Origin of the sequence: Agrobacterium sp. 10MFCol1.1 (genome assembly GCF_000381165.1) — a bacterium.
In the GTDB taxonomy this organism is placed as follows: Bacteria; Pseudomonadota; Alphaproteobacteria; order Rhizobiales; family Rhizobiaceae; genus Agrobacterium; species Agrobacterium tumefaciens.
The window spans coordinates 877,332-903,801 of the sequence record NZ_KB906072.1; the positions used below are offsets into that span (position 1 = coordinate 877,332).

Annotated in this window: 24 protein-coding genes and 1 other RNA gene; 18 read left to right on the forward strand and 7 right to left on the reverse strand. The window is 59.6% G+C overall.

Going from position 1 to position 26,470, the window contains the following annotated elements; translation table 11 throughout:
* Positions 1 to 56 precede the first annotated feature (56 nt).
* Positions 57 to 629 (reverse strand): cytochrome c family protein, encoded by a 573-nt coding sequence (locus F617_RS0104565; protein ID WP_003514328.1) that lies wholly within the window; start codon positions 627 to 629, stop codon positions 57 to 59.
* Positions 630 to 779: 150 nt separating this feature from the next.
* Here F617_RS0104565 and F617_RS0104570 point away from each other — a divergent pair, with 150 nt between their 5' ends.
* Together F617_RS0104570 and F617_RS0104575 are read left to right on the forward strand one after the other, a co-directional pair.
* Positions 780 to 1,535 carry a 3-deoxy-manno-octulosonate cytidylyltransferase gene (locus F617_RS0104570; protein WP_003514327.1) on the forward strand — a complete coding sequence of 252 codons (756 nt, stop codon included), beginning with the start codon at positions 780 to 782 and terminating at the stop codon, positions 1,533 to 1,535.
* An 11-nt stretch (positions 1,536 to 1,546) separates the two neighbouring features.
* Entirely contained in the window at positions 1,547 to 2,422 is an 876-nt protein-coding gene (locus F617_RS0104575; RefSeq protein ID WP_025592029.1) for a prephenate dehydratase, read from the forward strand.
* Between the two features lie 15 nt (positions 2,423 to 2,437).
* On the opposite strand, the gene nudC is transcribed toward F617_RS0104575, so the two are convergent.
* Both nudC and F617_RS0104585 read right to left on the reverse strand, forming a co-directional pair.
* Positions 2,438 to 3,400: an NAD(+) diphosphatase gene (gene nudC, locus F617_RS0104580; RefSeq protein ID WP_003514323.1), complete on the reverse strand. Its 963-nt coding sequence runs from the start codon at positions 3,398 to 3,400 to the stop codon at positions 2,438 to 2,440.
* The gene (locus F617_RS0104585; RefSeq protein ID WP_161986907.1) at positions 3,400 to 3,828 is read right to left on the reverse strand and encodes an HIT domain-containing protein; all 429 of its coding nucleotides are present in this window, start codon (positions 3,826 to 3,828) and stop codon (positions 3,400 to 3,402) included. The genes nudC and F617_RS0104585 overlap by 1 nt, the downstream gene beginning before the upstream one ends.
* Before the next feature lie 65 nt (positions 3,829 to 3,893).
* On the opposite strand from F617_RS0104585, the gene ffs reads away from it, so the two are divergent.
* The 3 genes from ffs (at position 3,894) to F617_RS0104595 (ending at position 6,381) form a co-directional block, all read left to right on the forward strand.
* Positions 3,894 to 3,990, forward strand: an RNA gene (gene ffs, locus F617_RS27670) — signal recognition particle sRNA small type.
* Between the two features lie 162 nt (positions 3,991 to 4,152).
* On the forward strand, positions 4,153 to 6,030 hold the full coding sequence (locus F617_RS0104590) for a DNA polymerase III subunit gamma/tau (RefSeq protein WP_019564561.1): 1,878 nt from the start codon (positions 4,153 to 4,155) through the stop codon (positions 6,028 to 6,030).
* 27 nt (positions 6,031 to 6,057) lie between these two features.
* Positions 6,058 to 6,381 (forward strand): YbaB/EbfC family nucleoid-associated protein, encoded by a 324-nt coding sequence (locus F617_RS0104595; RefSeq protein ID WP_003514318.1) that lies wholly within the window; start codon positions 6,058 to 6,060, stop codon positions 6,379 to 6,381.
* A gap of 13 nt (positions 6,382 to 6,394) precedes the next feature.
* Here F617_RS0104595 and F617_RS0104600 read toward each other — a convergent pair whose 3' ends face one another.
* A complete protein-coding gene (locus F617_RS0104600; protein ID WP_026330669.1) occupies positions 6,395 to 7,030 on the reverse strand; it encodes an MOSC domain-containing protein in 636 nt (211 codons plus the stop codon).
* Positions 7,031 to 7,067: 37 nt separating this feature from the next.
* On the opposite strand from F617_RS0104600, the gene recR reads away from it, so the two are divergent.
* Positions 7,068 to 7,673: a recombination mediator RecR gene (recR, locus tag F617_RS0104605; RefSeq protein ID WP_003514308.1), complete on the forward strand. Its 606-nt coding sequence runs from the start codon at positions 7,068 to 7,070 to the stop codon at positions 7,671 to 7,673.
* A 123-nt stretch (positions 7,674 to 7,796) separates the two neighbouring features.
* Positions 7,797 to 9,035 carry a lytic murein transglycosylase gene (locus F617_RS0104610; RefSeq protein WP_371179232.1) on the forward strand — a complete coding sequence of 413 codons (1,239 nt, stop codon included), beginning with the start codon at positions 7,797 to 7,799 and terminating at the stop codon, positions 9,033 to 9,035.
* 89 nt (positions 9,036 to 9,124) lie between these two features.
* On the opposite strand, the gene F617_RS0104615 is transcribed toward F617_RS0104610, so the two are convergent.
* Positions 9,125 to 10,753, reverse strand: a complete 1,629-nt coding sequence (locus F617_RS0104615; RefSeq protein WP_076843882.1) for an MFS transporter — start codon at positions 10,751 to 10,753, stop codon at positions 9,125 to 9,127.
* 287 nt (positions 10,754 to 11,040) lie between these two features.
* On the opposite strand from F617_RS0104615, the gene rimP reads away from it, so the two are divergent.
* From rimP to F617_RS0104665, 9 genes are all read left to right on the forward strand, one after another.
* Positions 11,041 to 11,637, forward strand: a complete 597-nt coding sequence (rimP, locus tag F617_RS0104625) for a ribosome maturation factor RimP (protein ID WP_003514299.1) — start codon at positions 11,041 to 11,043, stop codon at positions 11,635 to 11,637.
* 64 nt (positions 11,638 to 11,701) lie between these two features.
* Positions 11,702 to 13,318 (forward strand): transcription termination factor NusA, encoded by a 1,617-nt coding sequence (gene nusA, locus F617_RS0104630; protein WP_003514298.1) that lies wholly within the window; start codon positions 11,702 to 11,704, stop codon positions 13,316 to 13,318.
* Positions 13,315 to 14,016: an RNA-binding protein gene (locus tag F617_RS0104635; protein ID WP_003514297.1), complete on the forward strand. Its 702-nt coding sequence runs from the start codon at positions 13,315 to 13,317 to the stop codon at positions 14,014 to 14,016. The genes nusA and F617_RS0104635 overlap by 4 nt, the downstream gene beginning before the upstream one ends.
* 102 nt (positions 14,017 to 14,118) lie before the next feature.
* On the forward strand, positions 14,119 to 16,866 hold the full coding sequence (gene infB, locus F617_RS0104640) for a translation initiation factor IF-2 (protein WP_013635224.1): 2,748 nt from the start codon (positions 14,119 to 14,121) through the stop codon (positions 16,864 to 16,866).
* Positions 16,867 to 16,941: 75 nt separating this feature from the next.
* On the forward strand, positions 16,942 to 17,358 hold the full coding sequence (gene rbfA, locus F617_RS0104645; RefSeq protein ID WP_003507167.1) for a 30S ribosome-binding factor RbfA: 417 nt from the start codon (positions 16,942 to 16,944) through the stop codon (positions 17,356 to 17,358).
* 3 nt (positions 17,359 to 17,361) lie between these two features.
* Entirely contained in the window at positions 17,362 to 18,309 is a 948-nt protein-coding gene (gene truB, locus F617_RS0104650) for a tRNA pseudouridine(55) synthase TruB (RefSeq protein WP_003514295.1), read from the forward strand.
* A gap of 163 nt (positions 18,310 to 18,472) precedes the next feature.
* Positions 18,473 to 18,742 carry a 30S ribosomal protein S15 gene (gene rpsO, locus F617_RS0104655; RefSeq protein WP_003514294.1) on the forward strand — a complete coding sequence of 90 codons (270 nt, stop codon included), beginning with the start codon at positions 18,473 to 18,475 and terminating at the stop codon, positions 18,740 to 18,742.
* A gap of 270 nt (positions 18,743 to 19,012) precedes the next feature.
* Positions 19,013 to 21,160, forward strand: a complete 2,148-nt coding sequence (gene pnp, locus F617_RS0104660) for a polyribonucleotide nucleotidyltransferase (protein ID WP_003514278.1) — start codon at positions 19,013 to 19,015, stop codon at positions 21,158 to 21,160.
* A gap of 75 nt (positions 21,161 to 21,235) precedes the next feature.
* A complete protein-coding gene (locus F617_RS0104665) occupies positions 21,236 to 22,252 on the forward strand; it encodes a class I SAM-dependent methyltransferase (protein WP_003514275.1) in 1,017 nt (338 codons plus the stop codon).
* 15 nt (positions 22,253 to 22,267) lie between these two features.
* On the opposite strand, the gene F617_RS0104670 is transcribed toward F617_RS0104665, so the two are convergent.
* Positions 22,268 to 23,212 carry an AEC family transporter gene (locus tag F617_RS0104670; protein ID WP_019564566.1) on the reverse strand — a complete coding sequence of 315 codons (945 nt, stop codon included), beginning with the start codon at positions 23,210 to 23,212 and terminating at the stop codon, positions 22,268 to 22,270.
* 535 nt (positions 23,213 to 23,747) lie between these two features.
* Between F617_RS0104670 and F617_RS0104675 the strand changes: the two genes are divergently transcribed.
* A complete protein-coding gene (locus F617_RS0104675) occupies positions 23,748 to 24,740 on the forward strand; it encodes an adenosine kinase (protein ID WP_019564567.1) in 993 nt (330 codons plus the stop codon).
* Here the strand turns inward: F617_RS0104675 and F617_RS0104680 are convergent.
* On the reverse strand, positions 24,733 to 25,266 hold the full coding sequence (locus tag F617_RS0104680; RefSeq protein ID WP_003514268.1) for an SH3 domain-containing protein: 534 nt from the start codon (positions 25,264 to 25,266) through the stop codon (positions 24,733 to 24,735). The two genes, F617_RS0104675 and F617_RS0104680, sit on opposite strands and share 8 nt — an antisense overlap.
* Before the next feature lie 180 nt (positions 25,267 to 25,446).
* Here F617_RS0104680 and F617_RS0104685 point away from each other — a divergent pair, with 180 nt between their 5' ends.
* A complete protein-coding gene (locus F617_RS0104685) occupies positions 25,447 to 26,451 on the forward strand; it encodes a D-glycerate dehydrogenase (RefSeq protein WP_003514267.1) in 1,005 nt (334 codons plus the stop codon).
* Positions 26,452 to 26,470 lie beyond the last annotated feature (19 nt).

A 26,470-nucleotide genomic window follows, 5' to 3' on the forward strand; every position in this document is an offset into this window, starting at 1 on the left:
GAATCAAAAAAGCCCGGCAGCGATGCCGGGCTTTTCTTATGAAATCACCATTTCCGTCAGTTTATCGGCACGGGAGCCGCAGCCGGATCCGGCAGCGGCGCCGGGTTTGCCGACAGCGTGCGCAGATAAGCGATGAGATCGGCGCGTTCCGTCTCCTTCTTCACACCCGCAAAGCCCATGGCCGTGCCGGGAACGTGTTTCTTGGGAGCTTCGATGAAGTAGCTGAGATGATCGTAATCCCAGTGCACGGAACCGCCCTTGGAGAAATCCTTCATTGCTGCGGAGTAGCTGAAACCCGCATGGCTGGCGATCGGCCGGTTGACGATATCGAAGAGATTGGGGCCGACCTTGTTTGCACCACCACTCTCTCCGGTATGACAGCTCGTACACTTCTTGAAGACCGCCTCACCCTTGGCAGCATCCGCGCTGGCGAGCAATTTCGCAATCGGAGTTGCCGCTGCAGCGGGTTCGCCTGCAGCCTCGCCGCCGCTCGCTTCCGCGACGATGGCGTAACCTTCCTTTTCCGGGGTGGGCGCATGAAAAATGCCCTCAGACGCAATTGACACCGACATCAGAACGAAAACCGTGCCCAGCAACGCCCCAACGCCCATATTTACATAAGAATTCATCTATATGCGCTCCCTCGCATCCGCTCCATATAACCGGGCATCTTGAAATTATTCAAAAGCTATGGCTTTTGCACAGCCTGCGCAACTTGAATAATATTCCCCACTCCGTGACGTTTTGACACTTTTCGGTTGGGATTTGAAGGGTGTCGGATGAAGAATCGGGAATTCGAGAAAGCTGTCGTCCTTATACCGGCGCGGATGGCATCGACACGGCTTCCGGGCAAGCCTCTCGCGGATATTGGCGGCAAACCGATGATTGTGCAGGTTGCACTCAGGGCGCGTGAAGCTGGCGCGACGCGCATCGTCGTTGCAGTCGATGACGAGCAGGTATTTTCAGCCGTTAAAAATGCCGGTTTCGACGTAATGATGACGCGCGATGATCACCAATCCGGTTCGGACCGCATTTTCGAGGCGCTGCAGAAGGCCGACCCCTATGGCAACGCCGAATATGTCATCAATGTTCAGGGCGACCTTCCGACCATCGAAGCGGAAACGATCCGCGCCTCGTTGCGCCCGTTGGAAAATGCCGCCGTCGACATTGCCACGCTGACGGTGGAGATCACCGACGAGGAAGAAAAGACCAATCCGAACGTGGTGAAAGTGGTTGGCAGCCCGCTTTCCGAGACGCGATTGCGCGCGCTTTATTTTACCCGCGCGACTGCGCCCTATGGCGACGGACCGCTTTATCATCACATCGGCCTTTATACCTATCGCCGCGCCGCCCTTGAAACGTTCGTGAGGCTTCAGCCTTCGCCACTCGAGAAGCGCGAAAGGCTGGAACAATTGCGCGCGCTGGAAGCGGGCATGCGTATTGATGCCGAAATCGTTCACTCCGTGCCGCTTGGCGTTGATACGCCGCACGATCTCGAAAAAGCCCGCACTATTCTCGCAAACCGAACCCTCTGATGGATAATTCCATGACCTTGAGCACAAACCGCATTGCCTTTCAGGGCGAATTTGGCGCGAATTCCGACATGGCATGCCGCGACATGTTCCCGGATATGGAGCCGTTGCCGTGCCCGACATTCGAGGATGCTTTCAATGCCGTCGAAAACGGCGAAGCCGATCTCGGCATGATCCCGATCGAGAACACGCTGGCCGGTCGCGTTGCAGATATCCATCATCTGCTGCCGGAATCACGCCTTCACATCATCGGTGAATATTTCATGCCGATCCGCTTCCAGCTGATGGTTATACCGGGCGTGAAGAAAGACGAGATCCGCACCGTTCACAGCCACATCCACGCGCTTGGCCAGTGCCGCAAGATCATCCGTTCCAACGGCTGGAAGCCAGTCGTTGCCGGCGATACGGCTGGAGCGGCGAGACTGGTTTCTGAAAAGGGTGATCGCAGCATGGCAGCGCTTGCACCGCGTCTTGCCGCCGGTCTCTACGGCCTTGATATCATGGCTGAAAATGTCGAGGATTCAGAAAACAACATCACCCGTTTCGTAATTCTTTCGCGCGATGAGAACTGGGCCAAACGCCAGTCCCAAGGCGAAGCACCAGATGAAACCATCGTCACGACCTTCGTGTTCAATGTCCGCAACATTCCGGCGGCGCTTTATAAGGCAATGGGCGGTTTCGCGACGAATGGCATCAACATGACGAAGCTGGAAAGCTACCAGCTCGGCGGAAGGTTCGTGGCAACGCAGTTCTATGCCGATATCGAAGGCCATCCGGATGACGAGCCGGTGCGGCACGCGCTGGACGAGCTGCGCTTCTTTTCCGAGAAGGTCCGAATTCTCGGCGTCTACAAGGGTCATGCGATGCGCGGCAAGCTCAACCAGAGCTGAGCCTGCCGCAAATCTTCATTTCGTCCATTCCACCCAGTCGCGCATCAGCCGGTGCGCGATGGCACCGCCCGGAGGCGCGGAAAAGCCCTCGCCCGCAGCAGCCTCCAGCATCGTGGCAACCTCCGCCCGCGTGAACCAGCGGCAATCCTCCAGCTCGATCTCATCGCGGGAAATATCGAACGAGAGAGCCTCGGCATAACAGCCGATCATCAGCGTGTGCGGCATCGGCCAGGGCTGGGAAGCGTGATAGCGCACGCGGCCGATTTCGACGCCGGATTCTTCATGCGTCTCGCGGCGCACGGCCTGCTCGATCGTTTCGCCCGGCTCCACGAAACCGGCGAGGCAGGAATACATGCCCGGCGCAAAATGCGCGCCGCGTCCGAGCAGGCAAAGATCGCGCTCGATATCGATCGTCATCATGATGACAACGGGATCGGTTCGGGGAAAAATAGTGTGATTGCAGGCGGCGCATATGCGCTTGTAGCCGCCGATACGCAATTCCATCGTGCCGCCGCACCGTCCGCAGAAGCGGTTGTCGGCATTCCAGTGCGTAAGGCTGACGGCCTGGGCAACCTCGCTCAGCAATTCCTCATCGAGAAGATGATCGCGATAAAGGGTGCGGGCATCGGCCAGCTTGTAGTGGCTCGCCAGCGTGTCTTCCGTGACGGCCACCGGCACCGCAATTCTCGGTTCGCCGGTTTCGCGGTATCCAAGCAGAACGGCATTGTCGAAATCCGGCTGCAATTCCGCCAGCTCATAGGCGGAAAACAGGGGATCTATGACCTGTTCGTCATGTTTCAGGACAAGCCGGTTGCCGGAGAAGGCAAAAATATGGGTGCCATCGACTTTCAGCGCATCGGCAACGCAGTCTTCTGTCCGCTTTTCGGCGAATCGGTTGAGGGCGTTCTTGGAAAAGGCTGTCAGCAGGCTTGCTTCGGGGTGGGGAGCAGTGGTTTCGAAAATAGTCATTGATATCATCAGAGCGCGCCGGATATTTTTTTCATCAAGGATTCCTTTTCGCCCGGGCCATAGGGCACTGGCGTCCCGTGACCCCAGATTGGGCCGGGCCAGCAGGTGTCGCCTTCGTTGCGGGCGATAATATGGACGTGAAGTTGCCGGACGATATTGCCCAGCGCGCCGACATTGATCTTGGTGGCCCCGGTAACGTCCTTCAGCGCGGACGCGACGAGATTGGTCTCGAACGTCAGCACGGCCTGATCGAGCGGAGTAAGATCGAACAGCTCGCTGGCGCCGCCTCTCTGTGGCACCAGCACCAGCCAGGGCCAGCGGCTGTCGTTCTGCAAACGCAACTCGCATAGTCCCAAACGCATTACAAGCGCACTGTCGCGCGCCAGCCTGTCGTCCAGCCGGAATGTCTCCAAGGCGTCCTCCATGTTTGTTTTCATTGTGATAGCAGTTTTTTGAAGGCTTGGCTTGCATTTGCTTTCGATATTGCCGATATGTGGCCCCGGGAGGTTGGTGGTGGACGAGCCACTCGCCAACCGGGTCAGGTCCGGAAGGAAGCAGCCCTAACGAGCCAGGCACGGGTCGCCGTGCCAGCCTCCCACCCTTTTTAAATTCCGCTCAGCTTTCGCCGGGCCGGTTCAGCCTGAAAGCGGCCCCTGCGTATCGGCATGATGTGCAGACTTTAGAGGAATAGAGCGTGCCTGATGCGTCCAATGGGACGCACGGCGCTCTAGGACAAACTGGCAAAATAAACTGGCGAGGCGATGAGCGACACCTTACCCACCACATCAAGCGAATCCCCGGGCGGGACCGGCTACCGGGTACTGGCACGCAAATATCGTCCGAAGGATTTTTCCGATCTGATGGTCGGCCAGGAGCCGATGGTCCGCACGCTGACGAATGCGTTCGAGACCGGCCGCATCGCGCAGGCCTATATGCTGACCGGCGTTCGCGGTGTGGGCAAGACGACCACCGCGCGTATTCTTGCCCGTGCGCTGAACTACAAGACCGACACCATCGACAAACCGACCATCGACCTGCGTATCCCCGGCGAACATTGTCAGGCGATCATGGAAGGCCGTCATGTCGACGTGATCGAGATGGACGCTGCCTCCCATACCGGTATTGACGACATTCGCGAGATCATCGAGCAGGTGCGTTACCGCCCGGTTTCGGCGCGCTATAAAGTCTATATCATCGACGAAGTGCACATGCTCTCGACGCAGGCCTTCAACGGTCTTCTTAAGACGTTGGAAGAGCCGCCGGAGCATGTGAAATTCATCTTCGCAACCACTGAAATCCGCAAGGTTCCGATCACCGTGCTGTCGCGGTGCCAGCGCTTCGACCTGCGCCGCATCAGCGCCGCCGATCTCGTCGGCCTGTTCACTGCCATTGCCGGCAAGGAAGGTTTCGAGGCCGAACCGCAGGCGCTCTCAATGATTGCCCGCGCGGCTGAGGGTTCCGCCCGTGACGGTCTTTCCCTGCTCGATCAAGCGATCGCCCATGGCGGCGGACGCGTGGAAGCCGAGGCGGTGCGCGGCATGCTGGGTCTTGCCGACCGGGCGCGCATCGTCGATCTTTTCCAGCACATCATCAAAGGCGATGTCGCGGCGGCACTTTCGGAATTCAACGGTCAATACGAGGCAGGCGCCAACCCCGTCGTCGTGCTGAACGACCTTGCCGATTTCACTCACCTCGTCACCCGCATGAAATATGTGCCGGATGCGGCGGAAGATCCCTCGCTTTCCGAGATCGAACGCGTGCGTGGCGCGGAATTTGCCGAGACAATCGCCGTGACTGCGCTGTCGCGTATCTGGCAGATGCTGCTCAAGGGTATTCCGGAAACTGAAAATGCCTCACGTCCTGCGGGTGCGGCCGAAATGGTGTTGATCCGCCTTTCGCACGCCGCCAATCTTCCGGCACCGGAAGACGCGGCGCGACGCCTGCTCGAACTTTCCAACAGCGAGGGCGGCTATTCCAATGGCGCGCCTTCGGGTGGCGGCAATGGCGGAGGTGCGCGGGCCTATTCCTCAGGACAGACAGTGGCCGCAGGAAGACCTGTGGAGCTTTCCGCCCAGAGGCCGGCAAGCTCGCAGCCTTCGACCATGCTGCGCGCCGTGCCTGACAGCCGCCCGCAGGAAATGCAGGTCGCGGCACCGAAAACCGAAGAACGGCCGGAGCCGAAGGTTCCCGTCAACTCTCTTCAGGACATTGCCGACCTGTGCCAGAAAAATCGCGATCCCGTCATGCGGGCGAAGGTTCGCAACTTCGTGCGGCTGGTGCGGCTGGAGCCGGGCCGGCTCGACATGCGCCTCGGCGATGGCGCACCCGGATCGCTCCCCGGCGAGCTTGGTGTGAAGCTGAAAGAGTGGACCGGTATCCACTGGATCGTCAGCCTTAGCAAGGAACAGGGTCAGCCGACGCTGGTTGAAGCAGAGGGGAGTGCGCGCGACGCCCGCCTCGTGGATGCGAGGCAGGACCCTGACGTGGCAGCCATTCTTCAACAGTTTCCAGGTGCAAAAATCACCGACGTGCGCATTCGCGTCACCCAGCAGGACGAGCCGGACGAGATCGCCCCGCCGCCTTCGGTTGCCGAATCGAGCGAGGGCGACATCCTTCCCGGCGACGACATCGAATTTTAATACATAACAAAAACAGGAGTTTGGCACATGCGCGACATCATGGGCATGATGGGCAAGGTCAAGGAAATGCAGGCCAAGATGGAAAAGATGCAGGCGGATATCGCCGCGCTTGAAGTCGAAGGCAAGTCCGGCGGCGGTCTCGTCACCGTGAAGCTGAATGGCAAGGGCAGCCTGCTGGGCCTGAAGATCGATCCGTCTCTCTTCAAGGAAGACGACGTCGAAATTCTCGAAGACCTGATCGTCGCCGCCCACAATGACGCCAAGGAGCGCGCCGAGGCCATCACCGCTGAAAAGACCAAGGAAATCACGGCTGGCCTGCCGATCCCGCCCGGCATGAAGCTGCCGTTCTGATATTCTTACGAATTCAGACTTCCAGCATGGCGCGGAACCGGCTCGCAAGCGGGGTGCCGAGATATGCGGCACGTTCGTCCCTGGTAAGCTGCATGGGGCGGAAGCGCTCGAGAATGACCGGTATGGGCAGCTTCGTTCCCTGATAGGGTTCGAAAGCAATGCCTTCACCGGCGCTGAGCATTCCACCTTTCAGAACCCGGCAATAAAAGCCCGGCTGACCCGCCTGCCGAAAACGCGGCGCGAAGCCGGGATCGCCGAGCCGGGCTGACAGGGTGGCGCAGGGAATGCGGGCGGCGGTCACTTCCAGCACCACTTCCTCGGCTGAAAACCTGTCGCCGACATGCAGTTTTGCACTATCGACACCTTCCAGAACCAGATTTTCCCCAAAAAATCCGGGCTCAACCACAAAACCCAGCGTACGCGACCAGAAATCGAGATCGGCAGAGCCCATGGCGTAAATCGCCTGATCCGGCCCGCCGTGATGTTTACGATTGCAGACAGCGTCGCTGACAATGCCTTGCGCATCGACCATCACCGCGCCCTGCACAGCATGTTTGAAAATACCCGTCTTCGCCGTCTTTCCCGGCAAGGCCTTCGCCTCGCCCCGGCACACTGCCCGTATTTTCATGGACTGCCCTTCGCGCTTCATGATTCCCGTTTCTAGATTTATGCAGTAGAAAGCGCTCATGGCAAAACGAGTCACCGGTCCCGAAATCGAAAAACTGATCCAGCTGCTTGCAAAAGTGCCGGGGCTTGGGCCTCGCTCGGCGCGGCGGGCGGCGCTGCATCTCATCAAGAAGAAGGAACAGCTTCTTGGACCGCTGGGCCACGCGATGGGTGAAGCCTATGACAAGGTGAAGATCTGCTCGTGCTGCGGCAATGTCGATACCATCGATCCCTGCACGGTCTGCGCCGATGATAGACGTGACCAGTCGGTCATCATCGTGGTGGAAGACGTGTCGGATCTGTGGGCGCTGGAGCGAGCAGGCGCCATGAATACCGCCTATCATGTGCTTGGTGGCACGCTGTCGCCGCTCGATGGCGTCGGGCCGGAAGATTTGAACATCAAGGGACTGATCGATCGCGTCAGCGCCGGCGGTATTCGCGAGCTCATCATCGCCGTCAATGCGACGGTGGAGGGACAGGCAACAGCCCATTACATCACCGACCGCCTGGCCGATCTCGGCATCAAGATCACCCGCCTTGCACATGGCGTGCCTGTTGGCGGCGAGCTGGACTATCTCGACGAGGGCACATTGACGGCGGCGCTGCGCGCTCGCACAACGATCTGACGCCTTCTTTCCCTGTCCGTCACTCGAAGAGGAGACCGAATGCGAAACCGATTTGATTCTTTGTTTTGGCGCATTTCCAGACGGAAAACCGGCCTCCACTTTTCCTGGAAAAGCCTCAAGGCATTGGCCGCCATTCTTTCCGTTTTTTCAGCAACGGCCGCTCTGGCGCAATCCGCGCCGACAGGTGCCGCTGCTGCCCGGTACGATGCCGATTTCAATGCGTGGCTGAAAAAGGAAATCTGGCCGGAAGCGCGCAAGGCGGGAATTTCGCGAAAGACGCTGGAGGCTGCGCTGAGCGGCCTTTCCATCAACTGGAGTCTGCCTGATCTCGTCATCCCCGGCCAGAAGCCGCCGAAGGAACAGAGCCAGAGCCAGGCCGAATTTTCATCGCCCGGCGCTTATTTCTCCGAAAAACGATTGCAGGGGCTTGCCGCCACCGGCCGCTCTCTGGCCGCGACGCATGCCGCCACCCTTCGCCGGATCGAAGCCAAATATGGCGTGCCCGGCGATGTCGTCGTGGCGATCTGGGGCCGCGAATCCGGTTTCGGCCGTGCGAAACTGCCGCATTCGGTTGTCGATGTGCTGGCGACGAAAGCCTATATGTCGACCCGCAAGGAGATGTTCCGCACCGAGCTGATCGATGCGCTGAAGATTGTCGAAAGCGGCGATATTGCGCCCTCGCGCATGATGGGGTCCTGGGCAGGCGCGCTCGGTCAGCCGCAATTCATGCCGTCGAGCTATCTCAAATATGCCGTTGATTTCGATGGCGACGGCCACCGCGATATCTGGAACTCCGTGCCGGACGCATTGGCATCCATAGCGAACTATCTTTCGCAGCGCGGCTGGCAGAGGGATCGCGACTGGGGCTTCGAAGTGTCTATACCCGGCAACGTCTCCTGCGCCCAGGAAGGCCCGGATCTTGCCCGGCCGGTGAGTGCGTGGGCGAAGATGGGGATCACCCGCATTTCCGGAAAGGCCTTTCCATCCAATGACCTCTCCGCCGACGGCATGATGCTTGTGCCGGCCGGGCGGCACGGGCCGGAATTCGTGGTGACGCCGAATTTCTACGTCATCAAGGAATACAATAATTCCGATCTCTACGCGCTGTTCATCGGCAATCTCGCCGACCGCATCTCCCATGGGGCTGGGCCGTTCAAGGGCGAATGGGGCAACGTCGGATCGATGTTGCGCTCCGACGTCCTTGCCATGCAGAAGGCACTGGTCGCCAAGGGCTATGATGTCGGCAAGGCGGACGGGCTGGCCGGCTTCAAGACACGCCGGTCACTGGGCGACTGGCAGGCGAAAAACGGTCTGTCACCGACCTGCTTTCCCGATGCTACGCTGAAAGCGAAGCTGAAATAGCAGCTTACTGGCGACGTGTGAAACCACTCCTCCGTCATGCGCGGGCTTGCCCCGAGCATGACATCGCCACTACTTAGCCCTATCGTCTCTCAATGCTGGTCCGTATGTGGCTTGTGGAAGATGTCATCTGTCGGCGGAATGGTCTGCCGCTCGATCATCCGGTGCACGCGGGGCCGTGTCTTGCCGCGATGAAGGGCCAGCAGCCGGTCCCAGGCTTCCGCATCCGCCTGGGTGCGGCGGTGGTTGTGGCGGACATATTCCACCCATGTCAGTACATGGTAGCTTTCCGTCCAGATATCTGGATTCTCCAGATCACGCATCAGGTTCCAGTTGCGCGCGCCATCGCGCAGACGGATGCGGCGACGCTCAGCCATCAACGGCAGGAATTCGCCGAGATCCTCGTCATGAATTTCATAGTCTATGAGAATGGCAATCGGCCCGCTGCGCGGCTTGATATCGAGCCTTAGCGGCGGTTCGACGAAACGGTTGAGCGGATCTAGATTGAGTGAAGCAAAAGCGGGCATGGCGAGTTTGAGGCCGACGACGACGCCCAGCAGCATCAGCACGCACGAACCGAGAAGCGAATAGGAAATACCGTAATCTTCCGCCAGCTCGCCCCACAGCCAACTGCCGACGGCGATGCCGCCGAAGGTCAGCGTCTGGTAAAGCGACAGCGCCCGGCCCACCACCCAGCGCGGGGCAGAAAGCTGGACGATGGTATTGAACAGGGAAAGCGCCAGAACCCAGCAGGCACCGGCAATAGTCAAAACAAGCGAGGTTACGATCGCGTTCGTGCTGACCGCCGTCACGCCGGAACTGAAGGCGAAGCCCAAAAAGGCGACACGTACGATCCATTCGCTGGACAGAACCTCGCGAAGTCTGGCGCTGACGAGCGCGCCGCCGATAGCGCCGACGCCGAACGCACCCAGCATGACGCCGTAGGTCAGCGGGCCACCCTCGACCAGATCGCGGGCAACGATCGGCATCAGCGCCAGGATGGCGCTGGCGGAAAGGCCGAAGAGAAAGCCACGCACCAGAACCTTGCCGATATTCGGCGACATCGCCACATAACGCATCCCGGCCGATATGGCGGCAAGAAGCTGCTCGCGCGGCAAGGTCGAAGCATATTTGGGCGGCTGCCAGCGAACCAGCGCGTAGATGAGGGCAAAATAGCTGAGCGCGTTCACGAAAAACGCGGCCGCGGCGCCGGCGGCAGCGACGATGATGCCGCCGATGGCAGGACCGACGCTGCGGGTGATGTTGAAGCCCACGCTGTTCAGTGTCACGGCAGCGGGCAAATCTTCTCGCGGCACCATTTCTCCGACGGACGCCTGCCAGGACGGATTGTTGAGCGCCGTGCCACAGCCGATCATGAAGGTGAAGAAGAGCAGCAACCACGGAGTGAGCCAGCCGGACCAAGCAAAAACCGTCAGCAGCACGGAAGCCGTCAGCATCAGGATCTGAGCGGAAATCATGATGCGGCGGCGGTCGAAACTATCGGCCAGTGCGCCTGAAATCAGCGAAAACATCATGATCGGCAGCGAGGTGGAGGCCTGTACCAGCGCGATCATGTTTTCGGAACTCGACAGCGAGGTCATCATCCACGCGGCGCCAACCGCCTGGATCAGACCGCCGAAATTCGAGGCAAGGCTCGCGATCCAGATTCGTCTGTAAGTCAAATGCCTTAAAGGCGCGAGTGGCGATTTACGGTCAGGCACGATCAGTCCACTTGATGCAACTGCGATTTGTCAAACGGCAACTATAGACAGTGCCGGAAATCATGCCACCCTTTCCGACACGGTGACGGTGAAAATGTGGCCGAAGCCGTGACTGAAGCGCCCTGCCCGCGAAAACCTTGCAATCCTGCCCTGATGGGTCTATATGACCTTTGAAATTCTTGATCGCTTGATGAAGAGTGGGGCCGCAAGGCTCCGCTCTTTTTCGTTAGGCGAACCGGAAACCACGGGCTGAGCGCCCGGTGAAAATCTAAAGACCGGAAGGCCAGATGGCAGACACCGTACATGAACCGCGACTGATAACCGAAACGGGAATCGACCAGCGCATCGCCGAAATCATCGAGCCTGTTTTGACGGGCATGGGATATCTTCTGGTGCGCGTGCGGCTCTCCAACCAGAACGGCATGACCCTGCAGGTGATGGCCGAGCGGGAAGACGGCACCATGACCGTCGAGGGCTGCGAAGCCGTGTCAATGGCGATTTCACCGGTTCTTGATGTGGAAGATCCGGTCGATAAGGCGTATCATCTCGAAGTTTCCTCGCCCGGCATCGACCGGCCGATGGTTCGCAAGTCGGATTTCACCCGTTGGCAGGGCCATCTGGTGAAGGCCGAAACCTCCATTCTGGTCGAAAACCGCAAGCGGTTTCGCGGCAAGATCGTCGAGGTGGATGCGGACGGCTTCAAGCTGGAACGCGACCAGATCGCCTATGGCGACGAACCGACAGTCACCATTCCGTTCAGCGCGCTTTCAGATGCGAAGCTCATTCTGACGGACGACCTTATTCGTGATGCGCTGCGGGCAGACAAGGCGGCAAAGGCCGCCGCCGCAAACCAGAACGACGAAAACGAAGCAGACGAAGACTAATTCCAACGTAAAAGCCCGGAAAACGGGTGATCCCCGCAATTATGCGACTTACGGAGACAAAAAAATGGCAGTGAGTGCTAACCGGCTTGAGCTTCTGCAGATCGCCGACGCTGTGGCGCGCGAAAAGGTCATCGACCGCGAAATCGTGCTTGCCGCAATGGCCGACGCTATCCAGAAAGCCGCCCGCTCGCGCTATGGTTCGGAAACCAACATTCGCGCCGACATCAACTCCAAGACCGGCGAAATCCGCCTGCAGCGTCTTCTGGAAGTGGTAGAGACGGCCGAAGACTATTCGACCCAGATTCCGCTCGAACTTGCCCGCGACCGCAACCCGGACGCCAAGCTCGGCGATTTCATCGCCGATCCGCTGCCGCCGATGGATTTCGGCCGTATCGCCGCACAGTCCGCCAAGCAGGTCATCGTTCAGAAGGTGCGCGAAGCAGAACGCGACCGTCAGTATGACGAGTTCAAGGATCGCATCGGCGAAATCGTCAACGGCACCGTCAAGCGCGTCGAGTACGGCAATGTCATCGTCGATCTGGGCCGTGGCGAAGGCATCATCCGTCGCGACGAGATGATTCCGCGGGAAAACATGCGTTATGGCGACCGTGTACGCGCTTACGTCTACGACGTTCGCCGCGAGCAGCGTGGCCCGCAGATTTTCCTGTCGCGTACACATCCGCAGTTCATGGTGAAGCTGTTCACCATGGAAGTTCCTGAAATCTACGACGGCATCATCCAGATCAAGTCGGTTGCCCGTGACCCCGGTTCGCGCGCCAAGATCGCCGTCATCTCGAACGACTCGTCGATCGATCCGGTCGGCGCCTGCGTCGGTATGCGCGGTTCGCGCGTTCAGGCCGTTGTCGGCGAATTGCAGGGCGAAAAGATCGACATCATTCCGTGGAGCCAGGAGCCGGCATCCTTCATCGTCAACGCTCTGCAGCCCGCTGAAGTGGCCAAGGTCGTTCTGGATGAAGAATCCGAGCGCATCGAAGTTGTGGTTCCCGACGAGCAGCTTTCGCTCGCCATCGGCCGCCGCGGCCAGAACGTACGTCTGGCATCGCAGCTGACCGGCTGGGATATCGACATCATGACCGAGCAGGAAGAATCCGAGCGTCGCCAGAAGGAATTCAACGAGCGCACGGCACTCTTCATGGACGCCCTCGACGTTGACGAGATGGTTGGTCAGGTTCTGGCTTCCGAAGGCTTCGCGCAGGTTGAAGAACTTGCCTATGTCGATCTTGGCGAAATTTCCTCGATCGACGGCTTCGACGATGATACCGCCGATGAAATCCAGACCCGCGCCCGCGAATATCTGGAACGCCTGGAGGCCGAAATGGACGCCAAGCGCAAGGAACTCGGCGTTGCCGACGAGCTGCGCCAGATCGAAGGCCTGACCTCGCAGATGATGGTCGCCCTTGGTGAAGACGGTATCAAGACCATCGAGGACTTTGCCGGTTGCGCCGCAGACGATCTGGTCGGCTGGAGCGAACGCAAGGACGGCGAGACGAAGAAGTTCGAAGGCATCTTCTCCAAGCTCGACGTATCGCGCGTCGAAGCTGAGAACATGGTTGTGCAGGCCCGTCTTCTGGCAGGCTGGATCACGGCCGAGGATCTGGCTTCCGAAGAGGAAGTCGATGCGGAAGCTACTGAGGAGGCGGATACCGCCGAACAGGAATGACATCGCAGGTGCATGAGCCGGACGAGCTGCCCGAAACCGATGAGGACGGGCGGCTGGAAGGCAACGTCAATGGACGTATGTGCATTGTAACAAGGCAGAGCGGATCTCCAGACGAGTTGATCCGCTTCGTCGCAGGGCCGGACGGCAACGTCGTTCCGGACCTGAAACGCCAATTGCCGGGGCGCGGATGCTGGGTAAAGCCGGAGCGCGCCCTGATAGAGAAAGCCATCGCGAAGAAGATCTTCGCACGGGCACTCAAACGCGACGTCAAGGCCGGGCCGGAGCTTCTCGCTCTTCTCGACCGGCTGATGTCGCAGCAGCTTGCCGGAATGATGAACATGGCGCGCAAGGCGGGTCAGTTCATCAGCGGCGCGACGAAAGTCGATGCCGCCGTCCGTTCGGGGAATGCGATTGCCGTGTTCCACGCAACCGATGCCGCGGCAGACGGCGTGCGAAAACTGGACCAGGCCCGCAAGGCCTGGGAGCTCGGCAGCGATGCCGGCAATGAAATTCCGTCCTTCCGGCTCTTTAGCGAAGCCGAAATGGACGAGTTGATGGGCCAGAATGCTTTTATCCATGCTTGCGCGCTTGCGGGGCAGGCGGGTGAGGGTGTAGTGAAGCGCGCAAAGATGCTTAAGCAGTACCGCCTTGGCGGTCAGCCTGAGGCGGAACGCGACGCTGCCCGGACAGTACAATGACGCGGTTGCCAAACATGAACGGCCGCCGCGTTCCGATGCAGCAATTGAACGACGAGACCTGATGGATGTCATCCGGTTCTCGTCCGTAGGAACGGGAACGGAATGACCGACAACAACGACGACAAGACACTCAATGCGCCGGCCAAGAAGACTCTTACCCTGAAACCGGGCGGGATGAATCAGGGCACCGTGCGGCAGGACATGGGTCGAGGTCGCACCAACGCGGTTGTCGTGGAAACACGCAAGCGCCGCCCCCTGCGTCCCGAAGACGAGAAGCCGGTTCAGCCTGTCGTGGCGGCAGCTCCGGCGCCGAAGCCGGCAGCGCCTGCCCCTTCGGCACCGCGTCCGCAGGCCCCACAGCAACGCATTCAACAGCCGAGCAACCAACAGCAGCGTCCGGGTTCTTCCCATTCGCAGCAGCGCCCCGGCTCGTCTGCACCGCAGCAGCGTCAGCCTGACCGTCCGCGCGGCAACGTTCTGCACGACCTGTCCGCAGGCGAGATGGAAGCCCGCCGCCGTGCGCTGATAGAAGCGCAGGCTCGCGATGTTATCGAAGCCAAGCAGCGCGCCGAAGACGAAGCCCGCCGCAAGGTGGAAGAAGAACAACGCATCGCCGCTGAAAAGATCGAAGCCGAAAACCGCGCTGCCGAAGAGGCTGCGGCGGCAAAGATCGCTGCGAGCCAGCCTGTTACGGAAGCGAAATCCGATCTGTCCGGCGAAAAGCCGGCTGCGACCGCTGCGCCGGCGCCACGCGCTGACGCCCGTCCCCAGCCTGTTGCTCCCCGTTCCGCTCCCGCCACGCCCGATGCCGCCGCTCCCCGCGGACGCCGCACCGGTGGCGACGACGAGGACGATCGCGGCGCAGTCCGTCGTGGCAGCAGCCTTCCGGCTCGTGGCAAGGTCGTGGCTCCGGTTCCGGCCAAGCCTGCAGCCCGCCTGAAGACCGAAGAAGAGCGCCGTCGTGGCAAGCTGACCGTGACCGCCGCCAATCTGGAAGAAGATGGTACGCCGCGTGGCCGCTCGATGGCATCCATGCGCCGCCGCCAGGAGAAATTCCGTCGCAGCCAGATGCAGGAAACCCGCGAAAAGGTTCTGCGCGAAGTCATCCTGCCGGAAACCATCACCATTCAGGAACTGTCGCAGCGTATGTCCGAGCGCGCCGTTGACGTCATCAAGTTCCTGATGAAGGAAGGCCAGATGCTGAAGCCGGGCGACGTGATCGATGCCGATCTGGCGGAACTGATCGCGGTCGAATTCGGCCATACGGTCAAGCGCGTTTCCGAATCCGACGTTGAAGAGGGTCTCTTCAACAAGGCTGACGATGAAGGCGAGATGGTTTCCCGTCCGCCGGTCGTGACCATCATGGGCCACGTCGACCACGGCAAGACCTCGCTGCTCGACGCTATCCGTCAGGCGAATGTCGTTGCTGGCGAGGCCGGTGGCATCACCCAGCATATCGGCGCCTATCAGGTCGAAAAGAACGGTCAGAAGATCACCTTCATCGACACCCCCGGCCACGCCGCCTTTACGGCAATGCGTGCCCGTGGTGCGCAGGCAACCGACATCGCCGTGCTGGTTGTTGCAGCCGACGACAGCGTGATGCCGCAGACGATCGAGTCAATCAACCATGCGAAGGCGGCCGGTGTTCCGATCGTCGTTGCGATCAACAAGATCGACAAGCACGAGGCAAACCCTGAAAAGGTTCGCCAGCAGCTGCTGCAGCACGAAGTGTTCGTGGAATCGATGGGTGGTGAAGTTCTTGATGTCGAAGTGTCGGCCAAGAACAAGCTCAACCTCGACAAGCTGCTCGAAGCGATCCTGCTTCAGGCGGAAATCCTCGATCTCAAGGCGGATCCAAGCCGCACCGCGGAAGGCACGGTCATCGAAGCCGAGCTGGACCGTGGACGTGGTGCCGTCGCGACCGTTCTCGTGCAGAAGGGTACACTGAAGCCCGGCCAGATCATCGTTGCCGGCGATCAGTGGGGCCGTGTGCGCGCGCTCGTCAACGACAAGGGCGACCACGTGAAGGAAGCCGGTCCGGCCATGCCGGTCGAAATCCTCGGCCTTTCCGGTACGCCGTCGGCCGGTGACCGTTTTGCGGTTGTCGAAAACGAAGGTCGTGCTCGCGAGATCTCCGAATACCGCCAGCGTCTGGCACGCGACAAGGCTGTTGCCCGTCAGACCGGTCAGCGTGGCTCGCTGGAACAGATGATGAGCCAGTTGCAGACTTCGGGATTGAAGGAATTCCCGCTGGTCATCAAGGCGGACGTGCAAGGTTCGGTCGAAGCCATTATCGCTTCGCTCGACAAGCTCGGCACAGACGAAGTCCGCGCTCGTGTCGTTCACTCTGGTGCTGGTGCCATCACGGAATCGGATATCTCGCTTGCCGAGGCATCCAACGCCGCGATCATCGGCTTCAACGTTCGCGCCAACGCACAGGCACGTACGGCGTCCGAACGCGCCGGTATCGAAATCCGCTACTACAACATCATCTACGATCTGGTGGATGACGTGAAGGCGGCGATGTCGGGTCTGCTTTCGCCGGAACGTCGCGAGACCTTCCTCGGCAATGCCGAAATCCTCGAGGTGTTCAACATCACCAAGGTCGGTAAGGTCGCGGGTTGCCGCGTCGTCGAGGGCAAGGTGGAACGTGGTGCGGGTGTGCGTCTGGTGCGCGACAACGTCGTCATCCACGAAGGCAAGCTCAAGACCCTCAAGCGCTTCAAGGACGAAGTCAACGAAGTGCCTGTTGGTCAGGAGTGCGGTATGGCCTTCGAGAATTACGAAGACATTCGCGCCGGCGACACCATCGAGTGCTTCCGCGTCGAACACATCACGAGAACGCTCTAAGCGTCTCGCCGCAAAACAGGACTTTTCTGTCGGGCGCCGGCTTCACCGGCGCTCGCTCCGTTTGAGGCATTACCCATGGCAAAAGCAACATCATCGGCCCCTTCGCAACGCATGCTGCGTGTTGGCGAACAGGTGCGCGCCGCACTGACCCAAATTCTCCAGCGCGGTGAAGTCCGCGACGATCTGATCGAAGGCACCGTCATTTCCATTTCGGAAGTGCGCATGTCTCCCGATCTCAAGATCGCGACCGCTTACGTGACGCCGCTTGGCGTTGCGGATCATACCGACATCATCACGGCGCTCAACCGCCATGCCAAGTTCATGCGCGGCCGCCTCGGCCCGCAGCTGCGGCAGATGAAGTACATGCCGGAACTGCGTTTCCGCGACGATACGAGTTTCGACAACTATCAGAAGATCGACGCACTCCTGCGGTCACCGGAGGTGCAGCGCGATCTGGGACCTTCGAACGAAAAAGACGACGAACAGAACTGAAGCATGTCCAAACCACGCAAACAGCAGAACCGCAAACCCAAGGGCCGCCCGATTTCGGGCTGGCTCATTCTCGACAAGCCGCTCGATTTCGGCTCAACCGAAGCCGTTTCCAAGATCAAATGGCTGTTCAACGCCCAGAAGGCAGGTCACGCCGGAACGCTCGACCCCTTGGCGTCCGGCATGCTGCCGATTGCCCTCGGTGACGCCACCAAGACCGTTCCTTACGTCATGGACGGCCGGAAAATCTACGAGTTTACCGTGACCTGGGGTGAAGAACGCGCAACCGACGATCTGGAAGGGGAGGTAGTCAACTCCTCCGACCAGCGCCCGGACGAACAGGCGATCCGCGATATTCTGCCCAATTATACCGGCGTGATCATGCAGACGCCGCCGCAGTTTTCCGCCATCAAGATCGCCGGTGAGCGGGCCTATGATCTGGCGCGTGAAGGCGAAACGGTGGAGATTCCCGCGCGCGAGGTGGAAATTCACCGTCTGACGCTGCTCGCCTGCCCCGACGCTGACACCGCTCATTTCGAAGTGGAATGCGGCAAGGGTACCTATGTGCGGGCGCTTGCGCGCGATATGGGCCGGGATCTCGGCTGTTTCGGTCATATTTCGCAATTGCGCCGTACCATGGTCGCGCCATTCGGCGAGGACATGATGGTACCGCTCGAAACCTTGACGGCGCTCGAAGCCATCGAAGACCGCGACGAGCGGCTTGAAGCGCTCGATGCTTTTCTGATCGACACGGCGGAAGCGCTTTCATCCCTTCCCCACCTCATCATCAATGATGATCAGGCACACCGGCTGAAGATGGGCAATCCGATCCTGCTGCGCGGGCGTGATGCGCCGGCCAATCACCCGGAGGCCTATGCCACTGCGCATGGCAAGCTCATTGCCATCGGCGAGATCGGCGAGGGCGAATTCCGGCCGAAGCGCGTTTTCGGTTGAGACGAGCCTTGAGGGGCGGCGTCAATCGCCTCTTTCAATTGTACCCGGAATAGTTTATAGGCAGCGCCAGCTTGGGCTTTGCCTATGCTGCCGAATGGCCAGAGCTGGACGACATCCCGGCTCTAGGCGTCCCATTTTTCCTTAAAATAGAAAGGATCGTCCGATGTCGATTACTGCAGAGCGCAAAGCCGCCCTCATCAAGGAATATGCAACGAACGAAGGCGACACCGGTTCTCCGGAAGTTCAGGTCGCTATTCTGACCGAGCGGATCAACAACCTGACCGGTCACTTCAAGGACCACAAGAAGGACAACCACTCCCGTCGTGGCCTTCTGACGCTGGTTTCGAGCCGCCGTTCGCTTCTCGACTATCTGAAGAAGAAGGACGAAGCCCGTTACAGCAAGCTGATCGGTGCTCTCGGCATTCGCCGCTAAAACCTTATCCGGCGGGTTTCGCAACGATACCCGCCGGTTTTTATATCTGGCCTTTTGAAGGTCATCTTCAATTTCCGGGCGTTCGCCATAGATGTGGCCCCCGGACGATAAGGCAGCCCCGGATGGGCCGGTGCAGCCTTTTCAACCGCAGACCTGTCATGGGGCAGGATTGCCGGATGCTTGCACCTTGAAAGCCTCCGGCTGTCTTGCCCGTGATTGCGTCGTTCGTTGCCCCCTCGCAAGGCGGGCATACACAAACAAGGACAAGATATGTTCAATAAACACTCCGTGGAAATCGAATGGGCTGGCCGCCCGCTGAAGCTCGAGACAGGCAAGGTTGCCCGTCAGGCTGACGGCGCCGTCATCGCAACCTACGGCGAGACGATGGTTCTTGCGACGGTGGTTTCCGCAAAGTCTCCGAAGCCTGGACAGGACTTCTTTCCGCTCACCGTGAACTACCAGGAAAAGACCTACGCAGCCGGCAAGATCCCCGGCGGCTATTTCAAGCGCGAAGGCCGTCCGTCGGAAAAGGAAACGCTGGTTTCCCGCCTGATCGACCGCCCGATCCGCCCGCTGTTTCCTGAAGGCTACAAGAACGACACGCAGGTTGTCGTAACGGTCATTCAGCACGACCTCGAAAATGACCCGGACGTTCTGTCGATGGTTGCCGCATCCGCTGCGCTCACACTGTCTGGCATTCCTTTCATGGGCCCGGTCGGCGGCGCGCGCGTTGGTTACATCAACGGCGAATATGTTCTGAACCCGCATCTTGATGAGATGGATGAATCGGTTCTGGATCTGGTTGTTGCCGGCACGCAGGACGCCGTCCTGATGGTGGAGTCGGAAGCCAAGGAACTCAACGAAGACGTCATGCTTGGCGCCGTCATGTTCGGCCATCGCGGCTTCCAGCCGGTTATCGACGCGATCATCAAGCTCGCTGAAGTTGCCGCCAAGGAACCGCGCGAATTCGAACCGGAAGATTTCTCCGCGCTCGAAAACGAAATGCTCGGCCTTGCCGAAACCGAACTGCGCACCGCCTACAAGATCACCGAAAAGGCTGCCCGTTACGCCGCCGTCGACGCCGTAAAGGCGAAGGTCAAGGCTCACTTCCTGCCGGAAGAAGGCGAAGCGAAGTATAGCCCTGAAGAAATCGGCGCTGTCTTCAAGCACCTTCAGGCGAAGATCGTTCGCTGGAACGTTCTCGACACCAAGAGCCGCATCGATGGCCGCGACCTCTCGACCGTTCGTCCGATCGTTTCGGAAGTTGGCATCCTGCCGCGTACGCACGGCTCGGCGCTGTTCACCCGTGGTGAAACCCAGGCGATCGTTGTTGCGACGCTCGGCACCGGCGAAGACGAACAGTATGTCGACAGCCTGACCGGCATGTACAAGGAACGTTTCCTTTTGCATTACAACTTCCCGCCCTACTCGGTCGGTGAAACGGGCCGTATGGGTTCCCCGGGCCGTCGCGAAATCGGTCACGGCAAGCTCGCATGGCGCGCTATCCGTCCGATGCTGCCGACTGCGGAACAGTTCCCCTACACGCTGCGCGTCGTTTCCGAAATCACCGAGTCCAACGGCTCTTCGTCGATGGCAACGGTTTGCGGCACCTCGCTCGCACTGATGGACGCTGGCGTACCGCTGGCCAAGCCAGTTGCCGGTATCGCCATGGGCCTTATCCTCGAAGGCGAGCGCTTTGCGGTTCTCTCCGACATCCTGGGTGACGAAGATCACCTCGGCGACATGGACTTCAAGGTTGCAGGTACTGCCGACGGCATCACCTCGCTGCAGATGGACATCAAGATCGCCGGTATCACCGAAGAGATCATGAAGATCGCTCTGGAGCAGGCACAGGGTGGCCGCAAGCACATCCTCGGCGAAATGGCGAATGCCATCACCGAGAGCCGCGGCCAGCTTGGCGAATTCGCACCGCGCATCGAAGTGATGAACATTCCGGTCGACAAGATCCGTGAAGTCATCGGTTCGGGCGGCAAGGTCATCCGCGAAATCGTCGAAAAGACCGGCGCCAAGATCAACATCGAAGACGATGGCACCGTCAAGATCGCTTCTGCTTCCGGCAAGGAAATCGAAGCGGCCCGCAAGTGGATCCATTCGATCGTTGCAGAACCGGAAGTCGGCCAGATCTACGAAGGTACGGTCGTCAAGACCGCTGACTTCGGCGCTTTCGTCAACTTCTTCGGCGCCCGCGACGGCCTCGTTCACATCTCGCAGCTCGCTTCCGAGCGTGTCGCCAAGACCTCCGACGTCGTCAAGGAAGGCGACAAGGTCTGGGTCAAGCTGATGGGCTTCGACGAGCGTGGCAAGGTTCGCCTGTCCATGAAGGTTGTCGACCAGGCAACCGGCAAGGAAGTTGCCGCAGACAAGAAGAAGGAAGATGGCGAAGCCGCTGCCGAGTAAGGCAGCCTCGCCAGACCCTATCGAGGCGCGGGTTTTGCCCGCGCCTTTTTTCTATTCCATCTTGAGGACGCTCCAATGAGCCGTGATGCTGTTAAAACCCTTTTCCATCCCTTTGCCGCAGAGATGCTCGACTTGCCGAAAGAGGGCGAGCGCGTTCTGTTTCTGGGAGCGGAAGCCGGCCCGCGGCTAGACGGTTTTAACGCTGACATCGTCTCGGTTCAGAATTTTCGACCGCTTTACCGGGCTCTTCAGGCGCAGAACGCAGAGGTCACGCCGGATATTTCCGGCGAGGACTACGATGCGGCGTTGCTGCTTTGCGGCAAACATCGCGGCGAGAACGAAAACCGCGTCGCTGAAGCGCTCTCTCGCGTCAAGGCGGGTGGGTTGATCGTGGCGGCGGGATCGAAAGAAGACGGCATTCTGACGCTGCGCAAGACGCTGGCAAAGCTTGGCATCGAGGCGGAATCGACGCCGAAGTACCACGGCGTCGCCCTCTGGTTCAAACGGCCGGAAGACGTTGCATCTGCCGTGTCGAAACTCGCGCAACATTCCGTTACGGTTGCTGGCCGTTTCACCGCCATGCCCGGGATGTTCTCGCATGACCGCGTGGACGATGGCTCGGAGCTGCTCGCCTCGCGCCTACCGACCGACTTTGACGGCAACGCCGCCGATTTCGGCGCAGGCTGGGGTTATCTCTCGGTCATGCTGGCGGAAAAATCGCCGCGCACGGCGCGTATCGATCTTTTCGAAGCGGACTGGAACGCGCTCGAATTCGCCAAGACCAATCTTCTTGAAAACAATCCGCGACTGACGGCGCGCTTCTTCTGGCAGGACCTTGCAAACGAGCCGCCGAAAGAAAAATACGACCTCATCATCATGAACCCGCCTTTCCACGCGGCAGGACAGGCGGCAGAACCCGCTCTCGGTCAGGCCTTTATCAAGACGGCTGCCGGCGCGCTTCGCAACGGTGGAAAGCTGCTGATGGTCGCCAATCGCGGCATGCCCTATGAGCCGGTGCTGGCGGCGGAATTCCGCACCAGCGCCGAGGTATGCCGCAACGCGCGCTTCAAGATCCTGAGCGCCCAGAAGTAAGCAATTCGAGCATCATCAGCTCAACAGCCATGCCCACAGCGACACGGAAAGAACACCGGTCGCCGTGGAAATGCTGATGGTGGAGGCCGCAACGCTGTGGCCGATGCCGAAGCGGTTGGCGATCAGCCATGCATTCACCCCTGTCGGCACCGACGAGGTGAGCACGAGGGCAGCTGTCCATTCCCGGCTGAGGCCGAGAGCATGGCCCATGGCCCACACGCAGGCGGGCAGAAGCAGCAGTTTGAAAACCGTCATGGTGACGGCAATCCCCAGATTACCGCGAATGGTGTATTTCGTCAGCGCCATACCGAGCGAGATGAGCGCTGCCGGTCCCGCCATGGACGCGATCTGATCAACCACGGTCTTGAGGATGGGCGTGAGCGTCACGCCTGAAACATTGGTCGAAAGCCCGATGAAAAGTCCGATCACCAGCGGATTTGTGATGAGGTTGCGGCCGACCTGCCTAAAGACAGAAGCCATGCTGCGCTTTTCGCCGCCCACCGCCTTATGCGTGGCGTTCTCCATCAAGATGGTACCGGCAATCATCATGACCGGCAGATGGATGGCCAGCAGAATGGAGAGGGCGACCAGCCCCTCATCCCCGATGGATCGCCCGACGAGCGGCAGGCCGATGAAGATATTGTTAGCAAAGGCCGAGGATATACCGGCTATGACGGCGATGCGACTATCCTGATTGAAGATGTACCGCGTGACGATATGCCCAACCGTCCAGGTTACGGCCACGCCGGCGAAATAGGTCAGCCACAGCCGGAAGGGCGATGCGCCATGAAAATTCGCCTCCGCAAGAGTGCGGAAGATCAAAGTCGGCACGGCGATCTTGAACACGAAATCGCTGAGAATCTCACCGGCATCAGCTCTGAACAAGCCGGCCTTGACGGTGAGCCAGCCGATCAGGATAAGAATGAAAATCGGAGCGACGTTCGCGGCAACGGCAGACATGGAGGGAGAGCTTTCGCGGCTTTTGCGGGAGATACTCCGCTTTAGAGCCTTTTCCAAGGGAATGGAATCGCGAAAACGCTGCACCCCGATGTTTCATTCAATACGCGACGTAGCTCCGTCAGGTATTTTTGCAGAAAGCCCCTCAAAACCGGTCACTGGATCAAGTGGCGCTGCGGTCGGTTTTTCGAGTACCGTCTATAATGAAAACCTGCTTGCGGCACTCTAGAAAGAGGCGCAGCAAAGGTGGACCAAAAGAAAAAGCGGGGTTTCCCCCGCCTTTTGTCATATCCGTTATACGCCGTCAGTACATCCGTGACGGAGATAACGGGTGAGCCAGAAGACCTCATGTCTTCTATTCTGGTCCGTATTCACGCACCGTTTGCTCTGATCGGAGTGATAGCTTAACCACATTACAGGCACATGACGCGTTTCTGTCTCTGGTAGAGAACCGCATATTTTCCCTTTGGGCTTTTCTTGCCGCCAGAATTGTTTAAGACCGTTCGAAAATGTGCACCCTGCAAACCGGATAGGGCCTATGACGAAATTCGACGTACTGACTGTCGGCAATGCCATCGTCGACATCATTTCCCGTTGTGATGATCGCTTCCTCAATGATAACGCCATCACCAAAGGCGCGATGAACCTCATCGACGCGGAGCGGGCCGAACTGCTCTATTCGCTGATGGGACCGGCTCTCGAGGCCTCCGGCGGAAGTGCGGGCAACACGGCGGCGGGCGTGGCGAATTTCGGTGGCAGGGCGGCTTATTTCGGCAAGGTGGCCGAAGATCAGCTCGGCGAAATCTTCCAGCACGATATCCGCGCGCAGGGCGTCTATTTCGAAACGAAGCCGGAAGGCACGTTTCCGCCGACTGCCCGCTCGATGATCTTCGTCACGGAAGACGGTGAGCGCTCGATGAACACCTATCTCGGCGCCTGCGTCGATCTCGGTCCGGAAGATGTAGAAGAAGACGTCGTGGCGAACACGAAGGTCACCTATTTCGAAGGTTACCTGTGGGATCCGCCGCGCGCCAAGGATGCCATTCGCGATTGCGCCCGCATTGCGCATGAGAACGGCCGTGAAGTCTCCATGACGCTTTCAGACAGTTTCTGCGTTGGCCGATACCGCGAAGAATTTCTCGACCTGATGCGTTCCGGCACCGTGGACATCGTTTTCGCCAACAAGAAGGAAGCTCTCTCGCTCTATGAAACCGACGATTTCGAGCTGGCGCTGACGAAAATCGCTGCCGATTGCAAGATCGCAGCGGTAACGATGAGCGAAGAAGGCGCCGTTATCCTGCGCGGCACGGAACGCGTGAAGGTAGAAGCCTATCCGGTGTATGACGTGGTCGACACAACGGGTGCCGGCGATCTTTTCGCCGCCGGCTTCCTGTTCGGTTACACGCAGGATCGGTCTCTGGAAGACTGCGGCAAACTCGGCTGCCTTGCTGCTGCTGCCGTCATTCAGCAGGTCGGGCCGCGTCCGATGTCATCGCTCAAGGCGCTGGGCGAGAAAAACGGCCTTATTTAAAGGCCTCGCCGGGATAAGCACCCCAGATTTCACCCTGCGACACCCAGCCTGAGGCCTGACCGGCCTCGGCGCGGCACCAGTCGCCGTTGCATTCACCGATCCTGAAGACGACACCCGGCTCCAGCCGGGCGATGACGGAGGCGCCCGATTGTGCGTCGCGGCGCATGTTCACGTAGACATCCTTGCCCTTGCCGCGCATCCACGGCGCGGCGACTGCCGTGCGCTCACCGGAAAGCAGCGCCTGGTTAACCCAGCCTTCCGTGCCATCGGCATCGCGGATGCGCCGCCAGTTCTCATATTCCTGAATGATTTCAACCGGCATTCCCGATTTCATATACATCCAGGAAACGGCATAATCCGTGCTGGGTCCGATGCGCATGTTGACGCGCTTGGATTTCAGGCTGACAAAACGCGGCAAAGGCAGGCCGCTTGCGCCTTTGGCAGCGCCTTGCGCCATGGCCTCGTTCGCCACACCAAAGAGGCCCAGAGACAATGCAATGCAAACCATAGAAACCACACTGCGCATGCCCATTTCCGTTTCCTGCCTTCTGCAAACCGGATTAAATTCGAGGAGGCTCGTTTCCACACGCCTCAAGCTTCGGCGAGTTTTATTTGTCTTCGCCGGTGGGTCTGGTAGAAACGCCCTGATTGAAAGAAATTATCGCTCTTTCTGGTTAATGACTTCTGAACAAGGCAGCGGCAAACGATGACCCACAAGAAGAGACCGACAGTCTATATCACCCGCAAATTGCCTGACGTCGTCGAAACTAGAATGCGGGAACTCTTCGATGCCGAACTGAATATCGACGATACGCAGCGCCGCGAGGAAGAGCTTGTGGCCGCCATGCAGCGGGTCGACGTTCTGGTGCCGACGGTCACGGACCGCATCACCGCCGCCATGATTGAGAAAGCAGGGCCGCAACTGAAGCTGATCGCAAGCTTTTCCAACGGCATAGACCATGTGGATGTGGACGCGGCCGCCCGAAAGGGCATCACAGTGACCAACACGCCCAATGTGCTGACCGAAGACAGCGCCGATATCACCATGGCGCTGGTGCTGGCCGTGCCGCGCCGCCTGATCGAAGGCACGCGCGTGCTTGCCAATGGCGCCGACGAATGGCTGGGCTGGTCGCCGACCTGGATGCTGGGACGGCGCATTTCCGGCAAACGCATCGGCATTGTGGGCATGGGCCGTATCGGTACGGCAGTTGCGCGGCGCGCCAAGGCTTTCGGCCTCTCCATACACTATCACAACCGCAAACGCGTCAACCCGGCGACGGAAGCGGAGCTTGAGGCAACCTATTGGGACAGCCTCGACCAGATGCTGGCGCGGGTGGATATTGTTTCCGTCAATTGCCCCTCCACACCTGCGACCTATCACCTGATCTCGGCACGACGGCTCGCTCTGATGCAGCCGACAAGCTACATCGTCAACACGGCGCGCGGCGATATCATCGATGAGGCGGCAATGATCCAGTGCCTGCGCGACGGAAAGATCGCCGGAGCCGGTCTCGATGTCTACGAGAACGAGCCCGCAATCAATCCCAAGCTCATCAAGCTCGCGAGAGAAGGCAAGGTCGTGCTGCTTCCGCATATGGGTTCGGCAACGATCGAGGGACGCATCGAGATGGGTGACAAGGTCATCATCAATATCCGCACGCTTTTCGACGGACACCGACCGCCGAACCGGGTGCTGCCGGGGCGGAACTGAACCGGTTCAGACAAGCCGT

Coding starts and splice junctions, on each gene's coding strand:
- F617_RS0104565 (WP_003514328.1), bottom strand. CDS start 629: ATGAATTCTTATGTAAATATGGGCGTTGGGGCGTTGCTGGGCACGGTT.
- F617_RS0104570 (WP_003514327.1), top strand. CDS start 780: ATGAAGAATCGGGAATTCGAGAAAGCTGTCGTCCTTATACCGGCGCGG.
- F617_RS0104575 (WP_025592029.1), top strand. CDS start 1,547: ATGACCTTGAGCACAAACCGCATTGCCTTTCAGGGCGAATTTGGCGCG.
- nudC (WP_003514323.1), bottom strand. CDS start 3,400: ATGATATCAATGACTATTTTCGAAACCACTGCTCCCCACCCCGAAGCA.
- F617_RS0104585 (WP_161986907.1), bottom strand. CDS start 3,828: ATGAAAACAAACATGGAGGACGCCTTGGAGACATTCCGGCTGGACGAC.
- F617_RS0104590 (WP_019564561.1), top strand. CDS start 4,153: ATGAGCGACACCTTACCCACCACATCAAGCGAATCCCCGGGCGGGACC.
- F617_RS0104595 (WP_003514318.1), top strand. CDS start 6,058: ATGCGCGACATCATGGGCATGATGGGCAAGGTCAAGGAAATGCAGGCC.
- F617_RS0104600 (WP_026330669.1), bottom strand. CDS start 7,030: ATGAAGCGCGAAGGGCAGTCCATGAAAATACGGGCAGTGTGCCGGGGC.
- recR (WP_003514308.1), top strand. CDS start 7,068: ATGGCAAAACGAGTCACCGGTCCCGAAATCGAAAAACTGATCCAGCTG.
- rimP (WP_003514299.1), top strand. CDS start 11,041: ATGGCAGACACCGTACATGAACCGCGACTGATAACCGAAACGGGAATC.
- nusA (WP_003514298.1), top strand. CDS start 11,702: ATGGCAGTGAGTGCTAACCGGCTTGAGCTTCTGCAGATCGCCGACGCT.
- F617_RS0104635 (WP_003514297.1), top strand. CDS start 13,315: ATGACATCGCAGGTGCATGAGCCGGACGAGCTGCCCGAAACCGATGAG.
- infB (WP_013635224.1), top strand. CDS start 14,119: ATGACCGACAACAACGACGACAAGACACTCAATGCGCCGGCCAAGAAG.
- rbfA (WP_003507167.1), top strand. CDS start 16,942: ATGGCAAAAGCAACATCATCGGCCCCTTCGCAACGCATGCTGCGTGTT.
- truB (WP_003514295.1), top strand. CDS start 17,362: ATGTCCAAACCACGCAAACAGCAGAACCGCAAACCCAAGGGCCGCCCG.
- rpsO (WP_003514294.1), top strand. CDS start 18,473: ATGTCGATTACTGCAGAGCGCAAAGCCGCCCTCATCAAGGAATATGCA.
- pnp (WP_003514278.1), top strand. CDS start 19,013: ATGTTCAATAAACACTCCGTGGAAATCGAATGGGCTGGCCGCCCGCTG.
- F617_RS0104665 (WP_003514275.1), top strand. CDS start 21,236: ATGAGCCGTGATGCTGTTAAAACCCTTTTCCATCCCTTTGCCGCAGAG.
- F617_RS0104670 (WP_019564566.1), bottom strand. CDS start 23,212: ATGTCTGCCGTTGCCGCGAACGTCGCTCCGATTTTCATTCTTATCCTG.
- F617_RS0104675 (WP_019564567.1), top strand. CDS start 23,748: ATGACGAAATTCGACGTACTGACTGTCGGCAATGCCATCGTCGACATC.
- F617_RS0104680 (WP_003514268.1), bottom strand. CDS start 25,266: ATGCGCAGTGTGGTTTCTATGGTTTGCATTGCATTGTCTCTGGGCCTC.
- F617_RS0104685 (WP_003514267.1), top strand. CDS start 25,447: ATGACCCACAAGAAGAGACCGACAGTCTATATCACCCGCAAATTGCCT.